Below are 17900 nucleotides of genomic sequence, written 5' to 3'. Positions count from 1 at the left end.
CGCGCACACAGCGGGTGCGGATTGCACATCCGTCGCGCGAAGGTCAGTTGACGATGTGGCAGCTCATGCGCCACGGTCTTTCGGGTTCATGCTGTTTCTTTGCAGATAGCTGCTTGACAACGCAACGGGCGGACGTCATTGTCGAACATTATAAGTCGCGCCGCCTGCGCACACCGTCCGGATTGGCGAATGCGCCATTTTTCTATTCGGGGGGCAGGGGCACGGGCTGTCACAAAACACGTACTAAGCTTGGAGTAGAAGTGGAAAAAACGCTGAGTGCGTCAACCGGTCGGCTGGCATACGTCCCGACATCTACCTGCTGGTACCGGCCGACAGGACAGCCGTAGAAGCAAGCAGCCGTGACGCAACCGGCAAATGTAACCACGTCACCGTTAGTGTACCGTGTACCGCCTTTCCTTCCAGCCACCGCACAATTAGCCGCGCCCAGGAGACGATCCGCAAGGGCTCGTCATCACGATCGCTTCGCACACGCTCAAAAGCAAATCGCGACAGAGTTTTCGGATCGGCGGCCCGTGCTTGCCACTATGGTTCAAGGCTTGGATCCCTTCCTGCGCGCGGCGACCGACACGCTCATTTCGGTCTCGCAAACCGCCGCCGTGGAAGTCGGCTGCCTCGAGGACTTCGCCGACGTCATTGCCTCGCATGTCTCGTACCATTACAGCCGCAGCGCTCATGCGAGCGATCCCGAAATACTGATCGACCAGCATATACTGATGCGTATCAACATCCACATCAGCGAACATATTGCCGAGAACATTCTGATTGAGCATCTCGCCGCGCTGGTGCATACGAGTCCGTCGCACTTCGCGTGTACATTGAGGAAAGCACCGGTTCCCCACTCATTTTCATCTGACGACGGAGGGGCTGACGCTCGCCAAATCGATGCTGTCTTCGAGCCGGGTGCCGCTCGTTGACGTTGCGGCCGCATGGGTTTCCAGACCCAGCAGCATTTACCGAAGTATTTCATCGCTACACGGGAATGACTCCCCGCGCATTCCACCTTGCCGCGCGAAGCGAATTGCCGGCATCCGGGCGGCGCACGCCAGGATTGCAGAATCCCGACAAGTCTTCGCAGGAATGAGAAAGAAGTCGCTTCTGTCGGCGCGTAGTGTTGAATGCATGGCTTCAATGGCTCCGCCAGAGGCGAATACAGTTCATTGCTACGCGAGGCCTCACGATGCACGATCTGCTCGGACACGCGTGGTGGATGCTGGCGTTGGCTCTATCTGGTCTTACGCTTGCCTTTCTAGTCGCGCTGTACGCGGCCTACGCGACTATCAGCGGCATCAGCGCAATCAGCGGGGCCATCCGTCATGGTCATGACACATGGGGCTGGTGGGCGCCACTGCTGCTGGGATTGTTCAGCGTCGTCGCCGGTGTGATTGCGATCTTCCTGCCGGCCATCATCGCCCTAGTGCTCGTCATTGTGAGGCGCGTAAACGCCATCGCGGCAGGCGTGTTCGATCTCGTTACCGTCACCCCGTCGCGTGGTCGCCTGCGCCGCGCCCGGTCGCTGTACGCAACCGGCACTATTTCGCTGGTATTCGGCGTGCTCGTGATCGCGTGGCCCGGCGCTGGCGCGCTTGCACTTGTTTGGATGATCGGTGCGTACGCCATTTTCAGCGGTGCCTTGCTAAATCTGCTCACCGATCTGATCCGGGATCCGTTCGGCGGGCTGTGCCGCTGGAACAGTGGTTCGGCGATTTCAATCCCAGCTGGTTTCAGCCGCGCATTCGACGTGGTCGACGACGGCGACGCCTTGCGTATCCTCGCCGAACTGCCGGGCCTGAGCCGCGACGACGTGAAGTTCGAAGTGATCGATGACATGCTGCTGCTAAGCGGCAACAAGCAGATCGAGTCTAAGGGCGAAGAAAAAGGCTGTTACCGCGTGGAACGCGCGTTCGGGCAATTTCAGCGGGCGATTCCGTTGCGGTCCGGTGTCGACCTCGATCGTGTCGACACGCGCTTCGACAACGGCGTGCTGACCATACGCGTGCCCAAAGCGGGCGAGACAAAACAGATCGCAAAGCAGATCGAGACCAGGTGATCCGCGAGGTCTCGCCGCGAGAGATCGTGAAGCAGTGCGTCGGCGAGGCAGAAATATCTAGGATATGGACAGCCCAGTCGCCCACATCGCAACGCACAGCGCGTGGGCAGAACCTGAAGAGGAACATCATGGCCAAGTGCAGTGTTTGCGGTAAACCGGCGACTACACAGATCACGATCACCGAGAACGGCCAGCGGCGCCAGTTGATGCTTTGCGACGAACATCACATGCAGTTCATGGCACGCCATCAGCGCAGCCTGTCGCCGCTCGAGTCGCTTTTCCACGGTGGGCTGTTCGAGCGCCTGTTCGACGAGGGATGGTCGCCATTCGAAAACGGCGGCACGGACTGGGAGCGGGCAGGGCGTCCCGCGCCTGACCGCGCGTCGGGTTCGGCCGGGTCATCCGGTCCGTCTCAAGCAGCGGGCGGACCGGACAGCAGCGGCGCCCGCCCTCGCCGACGCAGGCGTGCACGTGAGGGCGTCGACCTGCAGAGCTTTCTGAGCGAAAGCGGGCTCGACCGGCTGCAGGCGGCCGCGCAGAAAGCTGTCGAGTTCGGCAAGAACGAGGTCGACACGGAACATCTGCTGCTCGCGCTCGCCGATAGCAACGTCGTCAACGAAATCCTGCGCGAGTTCAAGCTCGATGCCGACGATATCAAGCGCACCATCGAACAGGACGCGCCGCGCGGTACGGCCAAAGCCGATGGAGACGAGGCCCGCATCGGCGTTTCGCCGCGCGCAAAGAGCGCGCTCGAACATGCACTCGTGGCGTCGCGCGAGCTCGACCATAGCTATGTCGGCCCGGAACACATCCTGATCGGTCTCGTCGAGGAAGGAGACGGCTTCGCCGGCGAGCTGCTGCGCAAACTCGGGTTGACGTCGCAATCCCTGCGTCAGAAAGCAGTGAAGGTGGTGGGCCAGGGCGCGGAAGACGGCAGCGTCGAAGGCCGCTCCTCCACCCCGACGCTCGATAAATACGCGCGCGATCTAAGCGAGCTGGCAAAGCTCGGCAAGCTGGATCCGGTAATCGGCCGTGACAAAGAAATCGAAACCACCATCGAAGTGCTCGCGCGGCGCCGCAAGAACAACCCGGTTCTGATCGGCGAGCCGGGCGTCGGCAAGACGGCGATCGTCGAAGGTCTGGCGCAACGCATCGCGCAGGACCAGATCCCTGAAGTGCTACGCGGCAAGCGCGTGGTCGAGCTGAACATCAACAGCGTGGTGGCGGGCGCGAAATATCGGGGCGAATTCGAAGAGCGCGTCAAGCAGGTGCTCGACGAAATCGTCGCGAACCAGGACCGGCTGATCATTTTCATCGACGAGCTTCATACGATCGTCGGCGCGGGCCAAGGCGGCGGCGAAGGCGGGCTCGATATCGGCAACGTATTCAAGCCGGCGCTTGCGCGCGGCGAGCTGCATCTGATCGGCGCAACCACGCTCAATGAATACCAGAAGTACATCGAAAAGGATTCGGCACTCGAACGGCGCTTCCAGCCAGTGATGGTGCCCGAGCCGAGCGTCGAGGACACGATTGATATCCTGCGCGGCCTGCGCGACCGGCTTGAGGCACATCACAAAGTGAAGATCACCGAAGAGGCGATCACGGCCGCGGCGAAGCTGTCGGATCGCTATATCGCCGCCCGCTTCCTGCCCGACAAGGCTATCGACCTGCTCGACCAGGCCGCGGCTCGCGTGCGCATTTCGTCGAACTCGCGACCGCAGGCGCTGCAGGGAATCGAGGCCACTGTCCGTCGTCTGCGTCAGGAGCAGGACTCGGCGAGCGCGGCCAAACAGTTCGACAAGGCGAAGGAACTGCAGGAGAAAATCAAGGCCGAGCAAGCGCGTCTGAATGAGTCGACGGAGGCCTGGAAGAAGGAACGCGGCACCAGTTCGCAGGAAGTCGGGGCGGAAGACATCGCGCAGATTGTATCCTCGCTGACCGGCGTGCCGGTGTCCGAACTCACAGCCGAGGATCGCGAAAAGCTGCTGCGTCTGGAAGACCGTTTGAGGGAACGCGTTGTCGGACAGGACGAAGCCGTCACGGCCGTATCAAAGGCCGTGCGACTTTCACGCGCGGGGTTGACGGAAGCTGGCAAGCCGATCGCCAGCTTCCTCTTTCTCGGACCGACCGGCGTTGGCAAGACCGAACTCGCGAAGGCGCTCGCCGCCGCGGTATTCGGCGACGAGAACGCACTCGTGCGCATCGACATGAGCGAATACTCGGAACGCCACACGGTGGCCCGTCTCGTCGGCGCGCCTCCCGGCTATGTCGGCTACGAAGAAGGCGGCCAGCTGACCGAGCGCGTGCGGCGCCACCCATACAGTGTCGTGCTGCTCGACGAGATCGAAAAGGCGCATTCCGAAGTGCACAACATCCTGCTGCAACTGTTCGACGAAGGACGTCTGACGGACGGCAAGGGACGGCTCGTGGATTTCACCAACACCGTGATCATCGCCACCAGCAACATCGGCTCGCAGATGATTCAGGACAACATGAAGGCCGATTCGAAACAGCTGGACTATCCCGCGCTGCGCGACCGGCTGATGGAAGTCCTGCGGCATCATTTCAAGCCGGAGTTCCTGAACCGTGTCGATGAAGTGGTTGTGTTCCATGCGCTCGGCAGGGAGCAGATCCGCCGGATCGTCGACCTGCAGCTCCAGCGCGTGCAGCGCACGGCTGCCGCGCAGAATATCGAGCTGTCGTTCGACGATGCACTGCGTGATCATCTGGCCAGGGTTGGATACGATCCCGAGTTCGGCGCGCGGATGTTGAAGCGCAAGATCCGTATGGAAGTGGAATCGGAACTCGCCGACTCGCTGTTACGAGGCGATGTGCGCAGCGGCGATGCTGTCGAAATCGACTGGGACACCAGCGAAAAGGCCGTACGTGTGAAAAAGCTGGCGGCGCAGGAATCGACCGGCGAAGAAGCCAGGAAAGCCGCCGAAGCCTCGGCCTGAGGCTCGGAAACGACGGGTACGGCCGGCGGAGTCAACGCCGCCGGCTGTACCCGCTTACAGTGCCACTTCTCCCGCGATCATCTCGTCGCGATAGCACCAGATCCACGATTCGCCCGGTTCAACGGAACGCACCAGCGGGTGGCCGGTCGCGTGATAATGCGCGCTCGCATGGCGATCGGGCGACGAGTCGCAACAAGCTACATGACCGCACGACATGCAGAGCCGCAGATGCACCCAGGAGTGGCCGAGTTTCACGCAGTCCTCGCAATAGTGCTTCGTGGTCTGCAATACGCGGATTCCATCCAGATGCGTGCAGGTGGGAGTCATGGTCAGCTCCTGGTGATGAGATTGCGACAGGGAAAGCGGACGGCGCTCACTCATGTGAGGCACATGAAGCACATCATGCGCCGCTCAGATAGCGGTGCACGAGCGCTACCGCCGTGGCTCCTTCGCCGACGGCGGCCGCTACGCGTTTGATCGAACCGTGGCGGACATCGCCGGCGGCGAACACGCCGGGCATGCTGGTTTCCAGATACAGCGGCTCGCGATCCAGCGGCCACTGCAGCCTCTGGTCCGTGTCGTGGAGGTCAGTGCCCGTCACGAGATAGCCGGCTTCATCGCGCGCCACGCCCACTTCTTTGGCCCAATCAGTCTGCGGCAGGCCGCCAATGCAAACGAAGAGCCAGTTCGTCTTCACGCGTCGCGCTTCGCCGCCGCGGCGATCGGTCAGCGTGATTTCGCGCAGCAGGTCGTCGCCGTGCAATGCGGTAACGGTCGTGCAGGTCAGCACCTCGATGTTTGACGCGGATGAAATACGGTCGATCAGGTACTGCGACAGTGTGCTTTTCAGCGACGTGTCGCGCACCACCATCGTGACGTGATTGCAGTACTGGGAAAAATGCATCGCGGCCTGCCCCGCCGAATTGCCGCCGCCCACGATGTACACGTCTTCGCCGCGGATCAGCGATGCCTCGCTCGCACCCGCGCCGTAGTACACACCCGCGCCGCTGAAGCGCGCTTCGTCTGGCAATTCGAGCCGCCGGTACGCGACACCTGTCGCGCACACCGACGTGCGTGCCGTGATCCGCGTACCGTCTTCGAGATAGACGATACCGTTTCCCGTCGAGAAATCCGCGCGCACGCCGGCACGGGCCAGCAGGATTTCCGCACCGAAGCGGACTGCCTGATCGCGGGCCCGCTCGGCGAGCTCCGTTCCGCTGACACCCTGCGGAAACCCCAGGTAGTTCTCGATCTTCGACGTGCTGCCAGCCTGCCCACCGACGGCCCAGCGCTCCACCAGCACCGTGCGCAATCCCTCGGATGCACCGTAGACCGCGGCGCTCAGACCGGCCGGCCCGGCGCCATAGATCGCGAGATCGTATTCCGAACGTGACGGGCTGCGAAACCAGCCGAGCTTTTCGGTGATCTGCCGGACAGTCGGACATTCGAGTCGCGTGCCGTCGTGAAACTCGCATACCGGCAGGCGCGAGTCGCGAAGGTGCTGCACCTGTGCCAGCTTCACCGCCTCTTCATCGTTATTGAGTTCGATCCACTCGAAAGGAATGTCGCAACGATGCAGGAAATCGCGGATCGCATAGCCTTCCGCCGACCGCATGCGTCCATAGATCTTGACCATGTGTGCCTCGCCCATGTCTGTGTTCGGGTCATGTGTGTGGTCAACCGTCAAAGGGAATCCGCCGACGCTTCGATCTTTTGCCGTACGAAGCGGCGGCCCCATTCGAAGCCGTCACGCACGGCTTCGGCCTCAGTTAACCATTCCGGCTGAACGGTCTCGGGACGACACTCGGTCAACGTATCCGAAGCCTTGCGTACGTTGACCTTCGCGCGCCATGCGCCGAATTCGTTCTGCTCCGGCTGCACCGCGATCTCGTACCCTTGCCAGGCAAGCGTGTTTGTCTGCATACGGTGTCCGACGTCTGCCGCGACGCCGCCTCAAGTTATTGAACGCACTGGCCGGCGCACGCTCGTCTCAATCCGGCAGAACGAACTCAGTACGCATGTCCTCGATGACACGCCTGACCTGTCGAAGATAGTCGGTGCCGCTCTCGTTGAGCGCGAGCATGTCCCAGTTCCGGCCGGAGGCGTCGGGCGGATGCCGCTCGGGCAGCGGCACGCGAACTCGCAAATGGTGGGGGACGTCGGCTGCAAGCTGCTCGACGCGCCGCTGTGTTTCGCCGCGAATCTGCTCGGCCGTTTGAATGGACTTCGACATGGGCTTGCCCTCATGAGTGGCGAACGTCGTCACGGAGTCACGTCGCGTGAAAGTCTCGTGCGGAGATCACGCACGGATGATTGGGATTCGGGCGAGAGTGGTGACCGCCGGCCTGACGCAAAATTTCTCCGATGCGGTTACCTGTTTGCATGCGGTCATTTACACCGGGGGCGGCCTAGATTGAAGGGCCGAACGAGGAACGGTTGATCGATCGTGGATCTATCGATTGTGTCACCGTTGCGACAGTGAATGTGTCACTGCCCGGTTCCGAACGAAGTTAAGTTCGGCCGCAGCTTAATACTGTCGCGACGGCGCTGGCGGCAGAGTACGGGCCATGAGTAGCCGTGACGATCGCTGCGAGCGGCACGAAAGTGGTGCTTCCTGCACTTTCATATCATCCTCGACCGGACGGTGTTCAGGTAGCCATGCCGCTGGTGTTCAAGCCCTCCAGTGCCTTTCTCAGACGTTCCTCCTGGTCGTTCGTCAGAGACGTCTTCAATACCTTTCCACCGAAAGGTTTCAGTTCCGGCAGGACCTTGTCGAAGTTCACGCGACGCACCAGGATGAAAAGCGCGGACGAACCCGCCTCGATGTTCTGGCCTGTCGAACGCATGAAATCGTCATCGATTCCATAGTCTGAGAGCGCGCCCGACAACGCGCCCGTGCCGGCGCCGACGGCCATGCCTGTCGCCAGTCCGACGAGCGGATTGAGCAATAACACACCAACCAGCGCACCAAACAGACCGCCCCAGGCGGCGCCACTGAGCGCGCCTATCCTGACGAGATCCACGGCTTGCTTGAGGTGTATCTTGCCCTTCGCGTCCCGGACCACGACGCATGCATCCTCAAGGTCGATCAGGTGCTCTTTCTGCAGCTGCTGGAGCTTGTTCAGCACCTGGTCGGCAGTGTCTTCACCTTTGAAACTCACAACCACTAGATCGCTCATTGACTCGCTCCTTCTTTCTGAAAGATCAACCGAAGCACGGCCGGGACAAGATGATTGCTTTCAGTCCCCGCGCCAGGTGCAACCCGGTCAGCCGCTCGAAGGCTGCAGCGGTGCCCCCGGCCCAGCACTTACTTCCGCATGCAGGAGGGCATTGACGGCATGTAATCATCAATCAAGATTAGGCTTCCGCTGACTACGCTTCTTCCACGTTCCTGCCAAGACATGTCGAATTCCTGCGATCGCGTCGAAACTTGGAGCAGCCTTGCGCAGCACCCGGGCAGGCCAAGGGAAGGAATTCACTCTCGCGCGCCATATGGTGACGGATGCGCGGCGCAGGCGTGGCCCGCGTGCACCCGGTGATTCATTTTCGTGGACCGCGTTGCCGCAGAGCCGACGGTCGGGGTTGCAAGTGCAGGAAGCGTTGCGCTCATGTCTCGCCTCGCGGGCATGGGTGGTGCGCGAATGGACGCAGTGCGCTCCTGGATCTCGATGACGATCATCGGCGCACGGCTGTGCCGGCAGACGAAGACCAGAGGGAGAGCCCCCCGGAATCGTCGGGCTGGGTGCCCGCCTCAGGCACGACGTCCAACAGTTCACGCGCCTTTCCGAGACTGCCGCGGCGCACCGGATTGGCCGTTAGTCGATAGTGACTGATGCGATGGAAGCCGCTGGGTAGTTCGTGCTGCAGGAGTGGCGCGTGAACTCGCCGGCTTGGAGCGTCATGATCTTGTAGCGGGTGGGTCCCTTCGCGCGGTATTCCTTCTAGCGGAAGGTCTCGCCGCGCTCGTCGAATTCGACCAGGCGCTGGTTGGAGAATCGCGACGCGGTGGGTACAGCGTGCGAGGTACTCAAGCACCGCTTCCGGTCCGGCGAAGGGACGCTTGGCGCAAAGTCGCCGGGATCATTCGTGCCTTGGATAACGTCTTCACGGTTAAGGCGAGCGCGTGAGCCGCCGAGTAAAGAGACAAGCCTGCCTCAGCGAATTGCCGCGGCGACTTACCCCGTGTGTGACGGCGGATCTGATACGCATGTTTTGACACGTAACTGCTACTCGTTTTCGAAACGCAGTCAGGTCATAGTACGCAACACAGATAACGGTGCGAAAGCAACTTCATGCGGGTTTTTCAACGCTACACGGCACGAATACGCCGGCTGCGACCTGTATTCGACGGGCATCTTGACGCGGTGGTGACTGTCGCCGTTGCGTCGAGCCTGGCTGGTTTGCTCGCGGCTAGCCTGATCGCATCTCGCGACGCCGTTGTGCTGGTTATCGCCCTATCGGCTTGCGGCTCGGTTGTGTACGTTGGTTACCGGGGCCGCCCAAAAGCAAGATTGCGGCGCGCCGCGCGCATCGGTCTTCGCCGCGGGGAGTTCCATGTCGTCTATCAGCCCATCGTGGACACGCGCACGCGACACTGCGTGGGCGTGGAAGCCCTGCTCCGGTGGGGCCATCCAAAGTTCGGAGCCGGGGGCCCGGGGCTGTTCATTGGAGAGCTCGAAGGCACGCGTCTGCTGGGCGCGTTGACCTGTTTCGTGCTGCGCGAGGCGAATAACGCACTGACCCAGCTGCCGTTCGCTCAGCACTGGCATATATCGGTAAATATCTGCGCGCGGCATCTGATGGAGGAATGCTTTGTCGAGGATATCTGTGAGTCCGCCGGTCCAATGTTAGATCGCCTCGTTCTGGAACTCACCGAGCGCAACTGCGTCGAGCGCACACCGCGGGTTATCGCGGCGCTTAGCCACTTGAGGCAACGCGACGTACGCCTGTCACTCGACGATTTCGGCACTGGCTTCAGCAATCTGGACTTACTCTGCGATTTCCGGTTTGATCAGGTGAAACTCGACCGGCGATTTCTAGCCATGCGCGGCGAAGCGCGCATCCAGTTTCTGAAGTCGGTAGCCGCGTTGGTGCACACACTTGGTGCGAAAGTTGTCGTGGAAGGCGTCGAGAGCGCTGCAGAACACGATGTGGTACATCGCTCGGGAATCGACCTCGCGCAGGGATACTGGTATGGGAAGCCGATGGCAGTCGATCAGCTTCGTGCGTTTGCGTCGGCGACGGCGTCGATAAACGCATTACACAATGTGACCGGAACGGAGCATGGAGCGTGAAAGACGAATGCGTCATGGATGCGCAGCAACAACGACAACCAGCCAGCGCCACCCTGCCACCAGAAAGCGACTACGATCAGTACTTTCAGCGCGTGACCAGGATCGCCGCGCGCGCGCTGAATTTACCAATGTCCATCGTATGTCTCGAAAGTCTGGGCCAGCCAGAAGTCGTAGGCGCAAGCGGGTGCGGACGGGACGTCGTATTCCATGTGGAGACGTACTATTGCCGGACGCTCCAATGCGAGGAACCGTTCGTCGTCAGGGATGCGCTGTCTGATCCGAAGCTTGCGCAGGGGCCACTGGCAACCGGCGAACCGGGGATCCGCTTTTTCGCAGGCATTGCGCTGCGTCTAGCGTGCGGCAAACCCATCGGTATGCTATGCGTGATGCACACGATGCCGCGGCGCTTCACGCGCCAACAGCGTCAGATGGTGGTGGACCTTGGGCAAATGATCGAGCACGAAGTTGGCCTGCGCCAGATGGACAGCCCTGATCGTTTGCAGGTGCTTCAGGCGATCGACCGGCTTGAGGCCCAGCATGCGCTGTACGTCGAGACGTTCTATCGACACCGGTCGCTATTGCGCATATCGGAAGGGACTGGGAGTGGCGGCGCATGAATGATGCCTGCGTGAAATTCTTCGCGCACTCTCGTGCCCCGCTGACGAAAACGAACATACTCGATTTGCTGGATGCGAGCGACCAGACCAAGCTTGAACAGGTCGTGCAGGCACTCAATCGTGGCCGAGGGGTCGAGGTCCTGACGCTGGACGTAACGTTCCAGTTGCGCAACAAGCAAAGTAAGCCAGCGCGAGTGCAGGTGGCATTGAAGCAGGCGGGGTCGACCCGCGACGGAGGCTGGCTGTTTGTCATTCAAAATACCCTGGCGGAGCAACGGGAGAAAATCGCGCGCGATGCGCGGGAGGCTGCGTTGCATCGGGCAGCCCATGAGGCCTCGGAAGTTCTGCGCAGGTCGCATGAGCAGCTCACGACCGCCGAGCGACAATTGGGAGCCACGCGCGTAGATCTGCGCGCCATCGCTGACAATCTGCCGGTGCTGGTCGCTTATGTCGACGGTGAGCGACGTTTTCGGTTCGCCAACTCAACCCATCGCGAGTGGCTTGGGCTGGACCCGGAGGAGATCGTGGGACGGCTCACCCATGAGGTTCTTGACGCTGACTATGTTGCTGCCATCGAGCCGTACGTCCAACGCGTGCTCGACGGCGAAAGGGTCGAATACGAGGTTGGAGCGACGCTCAACGGAGGCCAACGTGTCCTGCGTGGTGTGCTGGTGCCGCGTCGCGTCCACGATCAGTCGGCTGACGGGTACTACCTGCTGGTGCAGGATGTGACTGAGCGAACGGCGTTGCTCGATCGCATGCGGCATCAGGCGTTCCACGACCCTGACCGGCCTGCCTAACAGACGCTCGTTCTTCGACAGGCTGGAAGAAGCATGCGCAGCAGGAGGCGACGGTGTCGCTGCCATCGTGTTTATCGACCTGGACGGCTTCAAGGCCGTGAACGATACATACGGGCATCAGTGCGGCGACGAAGTACTGGTTGAAACCGCGCGCCGGATCAGCCGCTGCGTGCGTGGCGGGGATCTGGTTGCGCGGCATGCAGGGGATGAGTTCACAGTGCTGCTGACCGACCCTGCAATCGATCGTGCTGCACTGGAGAGAATTGCACGTGCAATCCTGCTGACACTGAGCCAGCCCATAACGTTCGGGGCGAAGGTCGTCCGGTTATCGGCGAGTATCGGCATGCTACTGCGCGGCCAGGCGGCGTCATTGAGTGGGGAAGCCCTGTTACGCGCGGCGGATGCCGCAATGTATCGTGCGAAAGTCGCAGGCAAGGCGCGTATTGTCGTGCACGAGCTTCACGATTCACCGGCCGGCGTGCCGGGTTGAGATCGACGCCCGTATCATGCCGGCCGCACCGGGCCGGCCAGCTTTGCGCCGCATCGCGATTCATCGACGCACAGGGCACCTAGTGTCGCGACCGCTTTATCGAGCCGCGCCGACCACGGATATCCATAGTTCAGACGCACACGGTGTCGAAAGGCGCCGTCCGCAGAGAAGATAGGTCCGGGCGCGATACTGATGCCACGGTTGAGCGCAGCCTGGAAGAGGTGTATCGAGTCTGCGTGATCCGGTAGCGCCACCCATGTGAAATAACCGCCGTCAGACCTCGTCGCCATCGTATTGGCCGGGAAGTACCGGCTGATCGCGTCGAGCATCTGCGATTGCTGAAGGGCCAACTCGCGACGTAGTTTGTGCAGGAAACGTTCATATCCGCCATGCTCCAGATAGTCGGCGATTGCGCGCTGCGCCGGCATGCTGGCCGATAGAGTGGTCATCCATTTCGCACGTTCCAGCCCACCCGCGAACCTTCCGGCTGCCGCCCAGCCGATACGATATCCGGGCGCAAGGCACTTCGCGAACGATCCACAATGGATGACAATACCTTTCCGGTCGAAGAATTTGGCCGGACGCACCGGGTCCGGGCCAAAATGCAGCTCGTTGTAGACGTCATCCTCGATGAGCGGCACGTCGTGTCTGGCGAGCAGATCAACCAATGCCTGCTTCCTGGAATCGTCCAATGTCACCCCGGTCGGATTGTGGAACGAGGTCATGAACCAGCAGGCGCGAACCGGATGTTGCTGCAGTGCACGCGCGAGCGCATCCAGATCATGCCCCTTCACCGGGTCGACAGGAATCTCCACTACGTTCAGCCTCAGACGCTCGATAGCCTGCAGCGCTGCATAGAACGTCGGCTTTTCGATCACGATCACCTCACCTGGAGCGGCGAGCAACTGGGCGCTTAGTGTCAAGGCTTCGAGTGCACCGCTCGTAATGATTATCTCGTCGACAGGCACCGTCATCCCCGCCATCAGGTAACGCAACGAAATCTGCTGGCGCAATCCTTCGTGCCCTGGGGGCAGTCCGTCAACCATGCTGGCCAGGTCCGTTGAACGATTGACCGTCGCGCACGACTTTCCGACGCGCGCCATCGGAAACAGCGCAGGGCTCAGGAACGCTGAACCAAGTGGGACAGTCTCGGGCTGCCTGATCGTCTTGAGGACCTCAAAGACAAGGTCGCTGATATTGACGGTCTTCGGGTCGGTGCCCGGCGAGGTCTCGGGCGTTGGCCGCGCCAATTCTATGGCAGTCGGCGACACGAAATATCCAGAACGCGGGCGCGCTTTAATCAAGCCCCGACTTTCGAGCAGGTAATAGGCACGAAATACCGTCGCGGGGCTCACGCCCCAAGCCTTGCACGCCGTGCGCACCGAAGGGATACGCGCGCCGGGTGGCAGATCACCGCGCTTGATGAGCCCACTGAGTTGGTCGGCCAGCCGCTCGTACCGTTTCAACTTGTACTCCGCACGGATAACACCATTGCGGGCATGGGACCAGCCCCGGTAGCACACACACCCGATGTTAGAAGAATGCCCCTTTTTAATCTGATACGGCCATTCTTTTGCAATCTGCTTCTATTGCGAACGCGCACACGCTGGCAAAGTGCGCCCCAGACAGTTTCCAGTTCTTCCGATGTTTCGCCTGCGTGTAGCGGTCCAATCGATAGCGATTTTTTAAGCCGAATTTTTAACGATAAATCAATGGCATCTCGGTTCCCAGTTTCATCTGTCAGATGCGCCGCGTTCATCGCGCCCCGCCGGGCCTGGAGACGAGGTATGGCAATCATGCTCGTCGCCTGCGCAGGCACCTCACTCGCTATTGCAGGTCCGGCCGACACGGGCTCCAGTCGCAGTCTGACGGTTGAAGGCAACGTCTGGCAGCAATTGAAGGACTTGCTTGCCGGACCACCGGCACCCCCGATTCGCTTCGGCTCAGCCTGCGCGTCCATTGCGCCGTTGCCCGCTATTCCCGCCGCCCTTGCCGGACCGGTTGCCGGCCTGATGCCTTTACTGACTAGTACTTGCGATTCGCTCGACGACACGCGTGGCGATGCGACCGGCACCGCTGCTGCGATGGCCAGTTTGGGGCCGAACGCGGTGAGGCTGCTCAGGGAAGTGAAGTGGGATATCAGCGGCCACGCGGCGGCAGAACGAAACGGCCTTTTGGCCTCTGACGCTGTGGCTGGTTCCGCGTCGCGGGTCGACCGCGCGGAGCAGTCGCCGGAACCACCGGCGATGTCGCCTCCAGATTGTTCATTGGGTACGGGCTGTGAAACACAAGCAGTCTCACCTTCGATCGACACCGACACACTCGTCTCGCTGCAGCCTTCGGCGAGCACTGCTACCCGGCGTACCTCAGTATGGACCATATTAGGATTTATATTGTGGCCAATTCTGCTGGCGGTCCTGGTCGTTCTTGTCGGTTGGGCCCTCAAAAGGTGGTTTCGCTACGATAAGTCCCTGCTGCGTGCAGCGCGTGCAGGGCTGCGTCGAGGCCGGTTCCATGTTGAGTATCAACCTGTCGTTGGCGTGCGGCGGGCCAGGTGTGTCGGCATCGAAGCGTTACTGCGATGGGAAAACGAGAAATATGGCGCGCTGGGGCCGGCCCACTACATGAAGTTCATTGAGAGCAGCAGCCTAATTGGGCCAATGACGCGATTCGTCCTGTCGCGTGCCGCTGAGGATCTGCGGGAAATCGGCGCTCCGAAATCGCTCTACCTGGGCGTAACCGCTCCCGCTTCTTACCTGGTAAGTTCCGCGTTCATCGCGGACATGGGTGACGTTGGCTCCCTCGGTCTTCCACCGCTAATACTGAAGATCGGGACAGACAGCGCGAGGAAGTTCAAAAAACGTCTCATCCCGATGATGGCACAGGCGCGTGATAAAGGAATGCGTTTTGCCTTGTCGGGCTTAAGTTCCACTGACGTCGGACTTGAACTGCCGCCAGACATGAGCTTTGAGATGGTGAAGATTGACAGGGATGTGCTGGGAATGGATCCCGATGAGCGCTCCGGACAGATCAGTGCGTTGACAAGCATGGGCCATGAGATGGGCGCTGTGGTCGTGATCGAAGGCATCGAGAACACGGCGCATCACAACGTCGCGCGGGCAAGCCGGGCCGAATTCGGGCAAGGTTTCTTCTACAGCCGTGCACTCGGCGCCAGCCAGTTGAAGGCATTTCTCCAGACCGCCAATGCCCCGTCCTCAAAGTCGGGGGGAGCTGCAACCGTGCTGGGCTGGCGGGTCCGAAATTTCTGAATGAGGCATTCCGCCCGCAACCGGAGCAAGCCGAGCCGACTCTAATTAATTAGCATGACATAATAATGAAGCGCTATCTCCAACTAGCGGCAGAGTTCGAAAACCTGATTGCGAACGGTACGCTTGAGCCCGGCGTGCGGCTCCCGTCGGTGCGCCAGGCGAGCAGTTCGTACCGCGTCAGCCCTTCGACGGTTTTCCAGGGGTACTACGTGCTCGAACGACGAGGCCTGATCGTAGCAAGACCTCGGTCTGGTTATTTCGTCGCAAGTCGGCCTGCGTTAACGAAATCACTAACGATCGTTTCAAAGCGCAGTATCGACGAGGCTGATGGCGACAGCCTGGTTATCCGCTTCATGAAGGCTCAACGTCGATGCGCGCATCCGGGGCTTGGCTCTTCGGAGCCAAGTGCCCAGTTGTTCCCGTTTGGCCGGATCTCGCGCTCGTTGACTGCGGCGACCCGGAGTATGGCGAGTCCCCGGAATGCCTTGTCGGCGGGAAAGGCGGAAGCAGATCTGCGTCGCCAGATCGCCCTGCGCTACATTGTCACAGGCGTTAGCGTTCCAATCGATGAGGTTGTTGTGACGAGCGGCGCGCTCGATGCACTGATACTGTGTCTGCAGGTTCTGACGCAGCCTGGCGACACCATCGCAATAGAACGGCCCGCTTTTCATGCCGTGCAAGATGCGGTTCAGCGCCTGCATCTGAAGGCCGTGGAAATCCCTGTCGATCCACACCGTGGACTCGACCTCGGCGCATTAGCGGAGGCGTTGCGGCACCATCCGGTACGGGCTTGCTGGTTTATGACGACGCTGCACCAGCCTACCGGCGCGACGCTCTCAGATGAACGGAAGGAGGCGCTCGTGAGGCTGCTGGCAAAGCATGGCGTGCCGCTAATCGAGGACGACGTATTCCGCGAACTGCATTTTGGCTTGACGCCCGCGTATCCGGCGAAGCGCTTCGATTCTAACGGCCTCGTGCTGCACTGCGGTTCGTTTTCGAAGAGCCTTGCGCCTGGACTGCGCCTCGGTTGGGTAGCGGCGGGGCGATACGCCTCGAGAATTGAGAACGCGCGTTGGCTGACGATGGCCCCGGCGTCTGTGCCCGTACAATGCGCAATTGCCGACTACCTTGAGCATGGGGACTACGACCGGCTTCTACGCAAACTGCGTCGCGAACTGGCTTCCCTTCAGGCCCGGATGGTGGCCGCCGTCGTCAGGTACTTCCCCCAGGGGACATTAGTGGTCCGGCCGCCGGGCGGATTCTTTCTATGGGTGGAACTTCCAGAAGGAGTCGAGGCAGTGCAGTTGTTCGAGATGGCGGAAGCCCACGAAATCGCGATAGCACCTGGTGCAATCTTTTCATGCAGCCGCGAATTTCGCCGTCACATCCGGCTTAACTATGGTCGTCCGTGGACCCCGGACGTTGAAAACGAGATGCACACTTTGGGCATGTTGGCGAGGCGAGCAATGGCTGAGCAAGGGACAGCCCGGCATACTGGGCGCGAAGGAGCGGAATAAATAGCAGACGAGGCGCCATGATTGATGAGTCCGAGTTGCTGCTGGGGGCTCTGTCGTATCAACGCGGGCGAGGTAAAATTCGAGGCGTACGAAAACGCTCTGGCCGCACGATGAAGAAGGCAATGACGCCACGAACGACGCTTGCTCCGGACATCGCCAAGGTTCTGAAGCGGCTGCACTATCCGCTTGAAGTGATCCTGCTGTGCGTGCGATGGTACGTTGCCTACGCGCTGAGTCTTCGCAATCTCGAGGAAATGATGGCCGAGCGCGACATTTTTGTCGATCATTCGACGGTACATCGCTGGGTCATCAAGGTGGTAACACTGTTCGAAAAGACATTTCGTAAGCACAAGCGTCCGGGCGGCAAGAGCTGGCGTGTTGACGAAACCTATATCAAGGTCAAGGGCTCGTGGAAGTTTCTTTACCGGGCAGTGGATAAGGCGGGCAATACCATCGATTTTCTGTTCAGAGCCAAGCGGGACAAGGCTGCTGCGCGGCGCTTTTTCGAAAAGGCAATTGGTCAGGAGGGCTCGCCCAAGACCGTAACCATCGACAAAAGCGGCGCCAATCTGGCCGCGCTTAACGCGGTGAGCGCCGAGCGCGAGACGCCCATCAAGGTTCGTCAGATCAAGTATTTGAACAACATCGTGGAGCAGGACCATCGAGCCATCAAACACCGAACCCGACCGATGCTCGGGTTCAAGGATTTCAACTGCGCGCGCGTCATTCTGAGTGGCATCGAATTGATGCACATGTTCAAGAAAGGACAGGTGAAATGTTCGGGCAGGACTTCGCTGTCTGCCGCCCAGCAATTTTACTCGTTGATTTCGTAAGCGATCCTTCTCATATCACCTTTGCTTGACCCGCTTTCCTTACCGCGACAGAACC

The 17900-nt window shown here is 60.6% G+C and carries 16 protein-coding genes and 1 pseudogene; 10 read left to right on the top strand and 7 right to left on the bottom strand.

The genetic code is table 11. From position 1 onward, the window contains the following. Positions 1-533 precede the first annotated feature (533 nt). The 3 genes from P0D96_RS42780 (at position 534) to P0D96_RS42770 (ending at position 5025) form a co-directional block, all read left to right on the top strand. A complete protein-coding gene (locus tag P0D96_RS42780; RefSeq protein WP_408319949.1) occupies positions 534-935 on the top strand; it encodes a hypothetical protein in 402 nt (133 codons plus the stop codon). 263 nt (positions 936-1198) lie between these two features. After that, a complete protein-coding gene (locus P0D96_RS42775) occupies positions 1199-2068 on the top strand; it encodes an Hsp20 family protein (RefSeq protein ID WP_408319948.1) in 870 nt (289 codons plus the stop codon). A gap of 128 nt (positions 2069-2196) precedes the next feature. Next, on the top strand, positions 2197-5025 hold the full coding sequence (locus P0D96_RS42770; RefSeq protein ID WP_408319946.1) for an ATP-dependent Clp protease ATP-binding subunit: 2829 nt from the start codon (positions 2197-2199) through the stop codon (positions 5023-5025). A 54-nt stretch (positions 5026-5079) separates the two neighbouring features. Here the strand turns inward: P0D96_RS42770 and P0D96_RS42765 are convergent, their stop codons facing one another. From P0D96_RS42765 to P0D96_RS42740, 6 genes and pseudogenes are all read right to left on the bottom strand, one after another. After that, the gene (locus tag P0D96_RS42765) at positions 5080-5352 is read right to left on the bottom strand and encodes a UBP-type zinc finger domain-containing protein (RefSeq protein WP_408319944.1); all 273 of its coding nucleotides are present in this window, start codon (positions 5350-5352) and stop codon (positions 5080-5082) included. Positions 5353-5425: 73 nt separating this feature from the next. After that, positions 5426-6676, bottom strand: a complete 1251-nt coding sequence (locus P0D96_RS42760; RefSeq protein WP_408319942.1) for an NAD(P)/FAD-dependent oxidoreductase — start codon at positions 6674-6676, stop codon at positions 5426-5428. Positions 6677-6708: 32 nt separating this feature from the next. Beyond that, complete coding sequence (locus tag P0D96_RS42755; RefSeq protein WP_408292792.1) at positions 6709-6948, bottom strand: DUF6566 family protein; 240 nt, start codon at positions 6946-6948, stop codon at positions 6709-6711. A gap of 67 nt (positions 6949-7015) precedes the next feature. Then, positions 7016-7258, bottom strand: coding sequence for a hypothetical protein (locus tag P0D96_RS42750; protein ID WP_408319940.1), 243 nt, complete (start codon positions 7256-7258; stop codon positions 7016-7018). Between the two features lie 415 nt (positions 7259-7673). Next, positions 7674-8204, bottom strand: a complete 531-nt coding sequence (locus P0D96_RS42745) for a DUF1269 domain-containing protein (protein ID WP_408319938.1) — start codon at positions 8202-8204, stop codon at positions 7674-7676. A 586-nt stretch (positions 8205-8790) separates the two neighbouring features. Next, positions 8791-9090, bottom strand: a pseudogene (locus P0D96_RS42740) (transposase); the annotation flags it as partial. 227 nt (positions 9091-9317) lie between these two features. On the opposite strand from P0D96_RS42740, the gene P0D96_RS42735 reads away from it, so the two are divergent. From P0D96_RS42735 to P0D96_RS42720, 4 genes are read left to right on the top strand one after another with little or no spacing between them, the layout of a single operon-like run. Further along, positions 9318-10319 carry an EAL domain-containing protein gene (locus tag P0D96_RS42735; protein ID WP_408319933.1) on the top strand — a complete coding sequence of 334 codons (1002 nt, stop codon included), beginning with the start codon at positions 9318-9320 and terminating at the stop codon, positions 10317-10319. Continuing rightward, entirely contained in the window at positions 10316-10936 is a 621-nt protein-coding gene (locus P0D96_RS42730) for a GAF domain-containing protein (protein WP_408319931.1), read from the top strand. Before P0D96_RS42735 ends, P0D96_RS42730 begins: the two co-directional genes overlap by 4 nt. Next, positions 10933-11736: a PAS domain-containing protein gene (locus P0D96_RS42725; RefSeq protein ID WP_408319928.1), complete on the top strand. Its 804-nt coding sequence runs from the start codon at positions 10933-10935 to the stop codon at positions 11734-11736. Before P0D96_RS42730 ends, P0D96_RS42725 begins: the two co-directional genes overlap by 4 nt. Then, a complete protein-coding gene (locus P0D96_RS42720) occupies positions 11669-12226 on the top strand; it encodes a diguanylate cyclase domain-containing protein (RefSeq protein ID WP_408319976.1) in 558 nt (185 codons plus the stop codon). The genes P0D96_RS42725 and P0D96_RS42720 overlap by 68 nt, the downstream gene beginning before the upstream one ends. A gap of 14 nt (positions 12227-12240) precedes the next feature. Here P0D96_RS42720 and P0D96_RS42715 read toward each other — a convergent pair whose 3' ends face one another. After that, a complete protein-coding gene (locus P0D96_RS42715; RefSeq protein WP_408319925.1) occupies positions 12241-13692 on the bottom strand; it encodes an aminotransferase-like domain-containing protein in 1452 nt (483 codons plus the stop codon). A 321-nt stretch (positions 13693-14013) separates the two neighbouring features. On the opposite strand from P0D96_RS42715, the gene P0D96_RS42710 reads away from it, so the two are divergent. From P0D96_RS42710 to P0D96_RS42700, 3 genes are all read left to right on the top strand, one after another. Continuing rightward, entirely contained in the window at positions 14014-15495 is a 1482-nt protein-coding gene (locus P0D96_RS42710) for an EAL domain-containing protein (protein ID WP_408319922.1), read from the top strand. Between the two features lie 65 nt (positions 15496-15560). Continuing rightward, the gene (locus P0D96_RS42705) at positions 15561-17012 is read left to right on the top strand and encodes an aminotransferase-like domain-containing protein (RefSeq protein WP_408319919.1); all 1452 of its coding nucleotides are present in this window, start codon (positions 15561-15563) and stop codon (positions 17010-17012) included. Between the two features lie 110 nt (positions 17013-17122). Beyond that, complete coding sequence (locus P0D96_RS42700; protein ID WP_408319975.1) at positions 17123-17845, top strand: IS6 family transposase; 723 nt, start codon at positions 17123-17125, stop codon at positions 17843-17845. Positions 17846-17900: the final 55 nt, after the last annotated feature.

Origin of the sequence: Paraburkholderia sp. RL17-347-BIC-D, assembly GCF_046027915.1 — a bacterium.
In the GTDB taxonomy this organism is placed as follows: Bacteria; Pseudomonadota; Gammaproteobacteria; order Burkholderiales; family Burkholderiaceae; genus Paraburkholderia.
Note: the sequence above shows the minus strand (reverse complement) of the source record. Positions and strands in the feature narration are given on the sequence as shown.

Coding starts and splice junctions, on each gene's coding strand:
- P0D96_RS42765 (WP_408319944.1), bottom strand. CDS start 5,352: ATGACTCCCACCTGCACGCATCTGGATGGAATCCGCGTATTGCAGACC.
- P0D96_RS42750 (WP_408319940.1), bottom strand. CDS start 7,258: ATGTCGAAGTCCATTCAAACGGCCGAGCAGATTCGCGGCGAAACACAG.
- P0D96_RS42710 (WP_408319922.1), top strand. CDS start 14,014: ATGGCAATCATGCTCGTCGCCTGCGCAGGCACCTCACTCGCTATTGCA.
- P0D96_RS42760 (WP_408319942.1), bottom strand. CDS start 6,676: ATGGGCGAGGCACACATGGTCAAGATCTATGGACGCATGCGGTCGGCG.
- P0D96_RS42745 (WP_408319938.1), bottom strand. CDS start 8,204: ATGAGCGATCTAGTGGTTGTGAGTTTCAAAGGTGAAGACACTGCCGAC.
- P0D96_RS42705 (WP_408319919.1), top strand. CDS start 15,561: ATGAAGCGCTATCTCCAACTAGCGGCAGAGTTCGAAAACCTGATTGCG.
- P0D96_RS42700 (WP_408319975.1), top strand. CDS start 17,123: ATGAAGAAGGCAATGACGCCACGAACGACGCTTGCTCCGGACATCGCC.
- P0D96_RS42755 (WP_408292792.1), bottom strand. CDS start 6,948: ATGCAGACAAACACGCTTGCCTGGCAAGGGTACGAGATCGCGGTGCAG.
- P0D96_RS42735 (WP_408319933.1), top strand. CDS start 9,318: ATGCGGGTTTTTCAACGCTACACGGCACGAATACGCCGGCTGCGACCT.
- P0D96_RS42770 (WP_408319946.1), top strand. CDS start 2,197: ATGGCCAAGTGCAGTGTTTGCGGTAAACCGGCGACTACACAGATCACG.
- P0D96_RS42775 (WP_408319948.1), top strand. CDS start 1,199: ATGCACGATCTGCTCGGACACGCGTGGTGGATGCTGGCGTTGGCTCTA.
- P0D96_RS42725 (WP_408319928.1), top strand. CDS start 10,933: ATGAATGATGCCTGCGTGAAATTCTTCGCGCACTCTCGTGCCCCGCTG.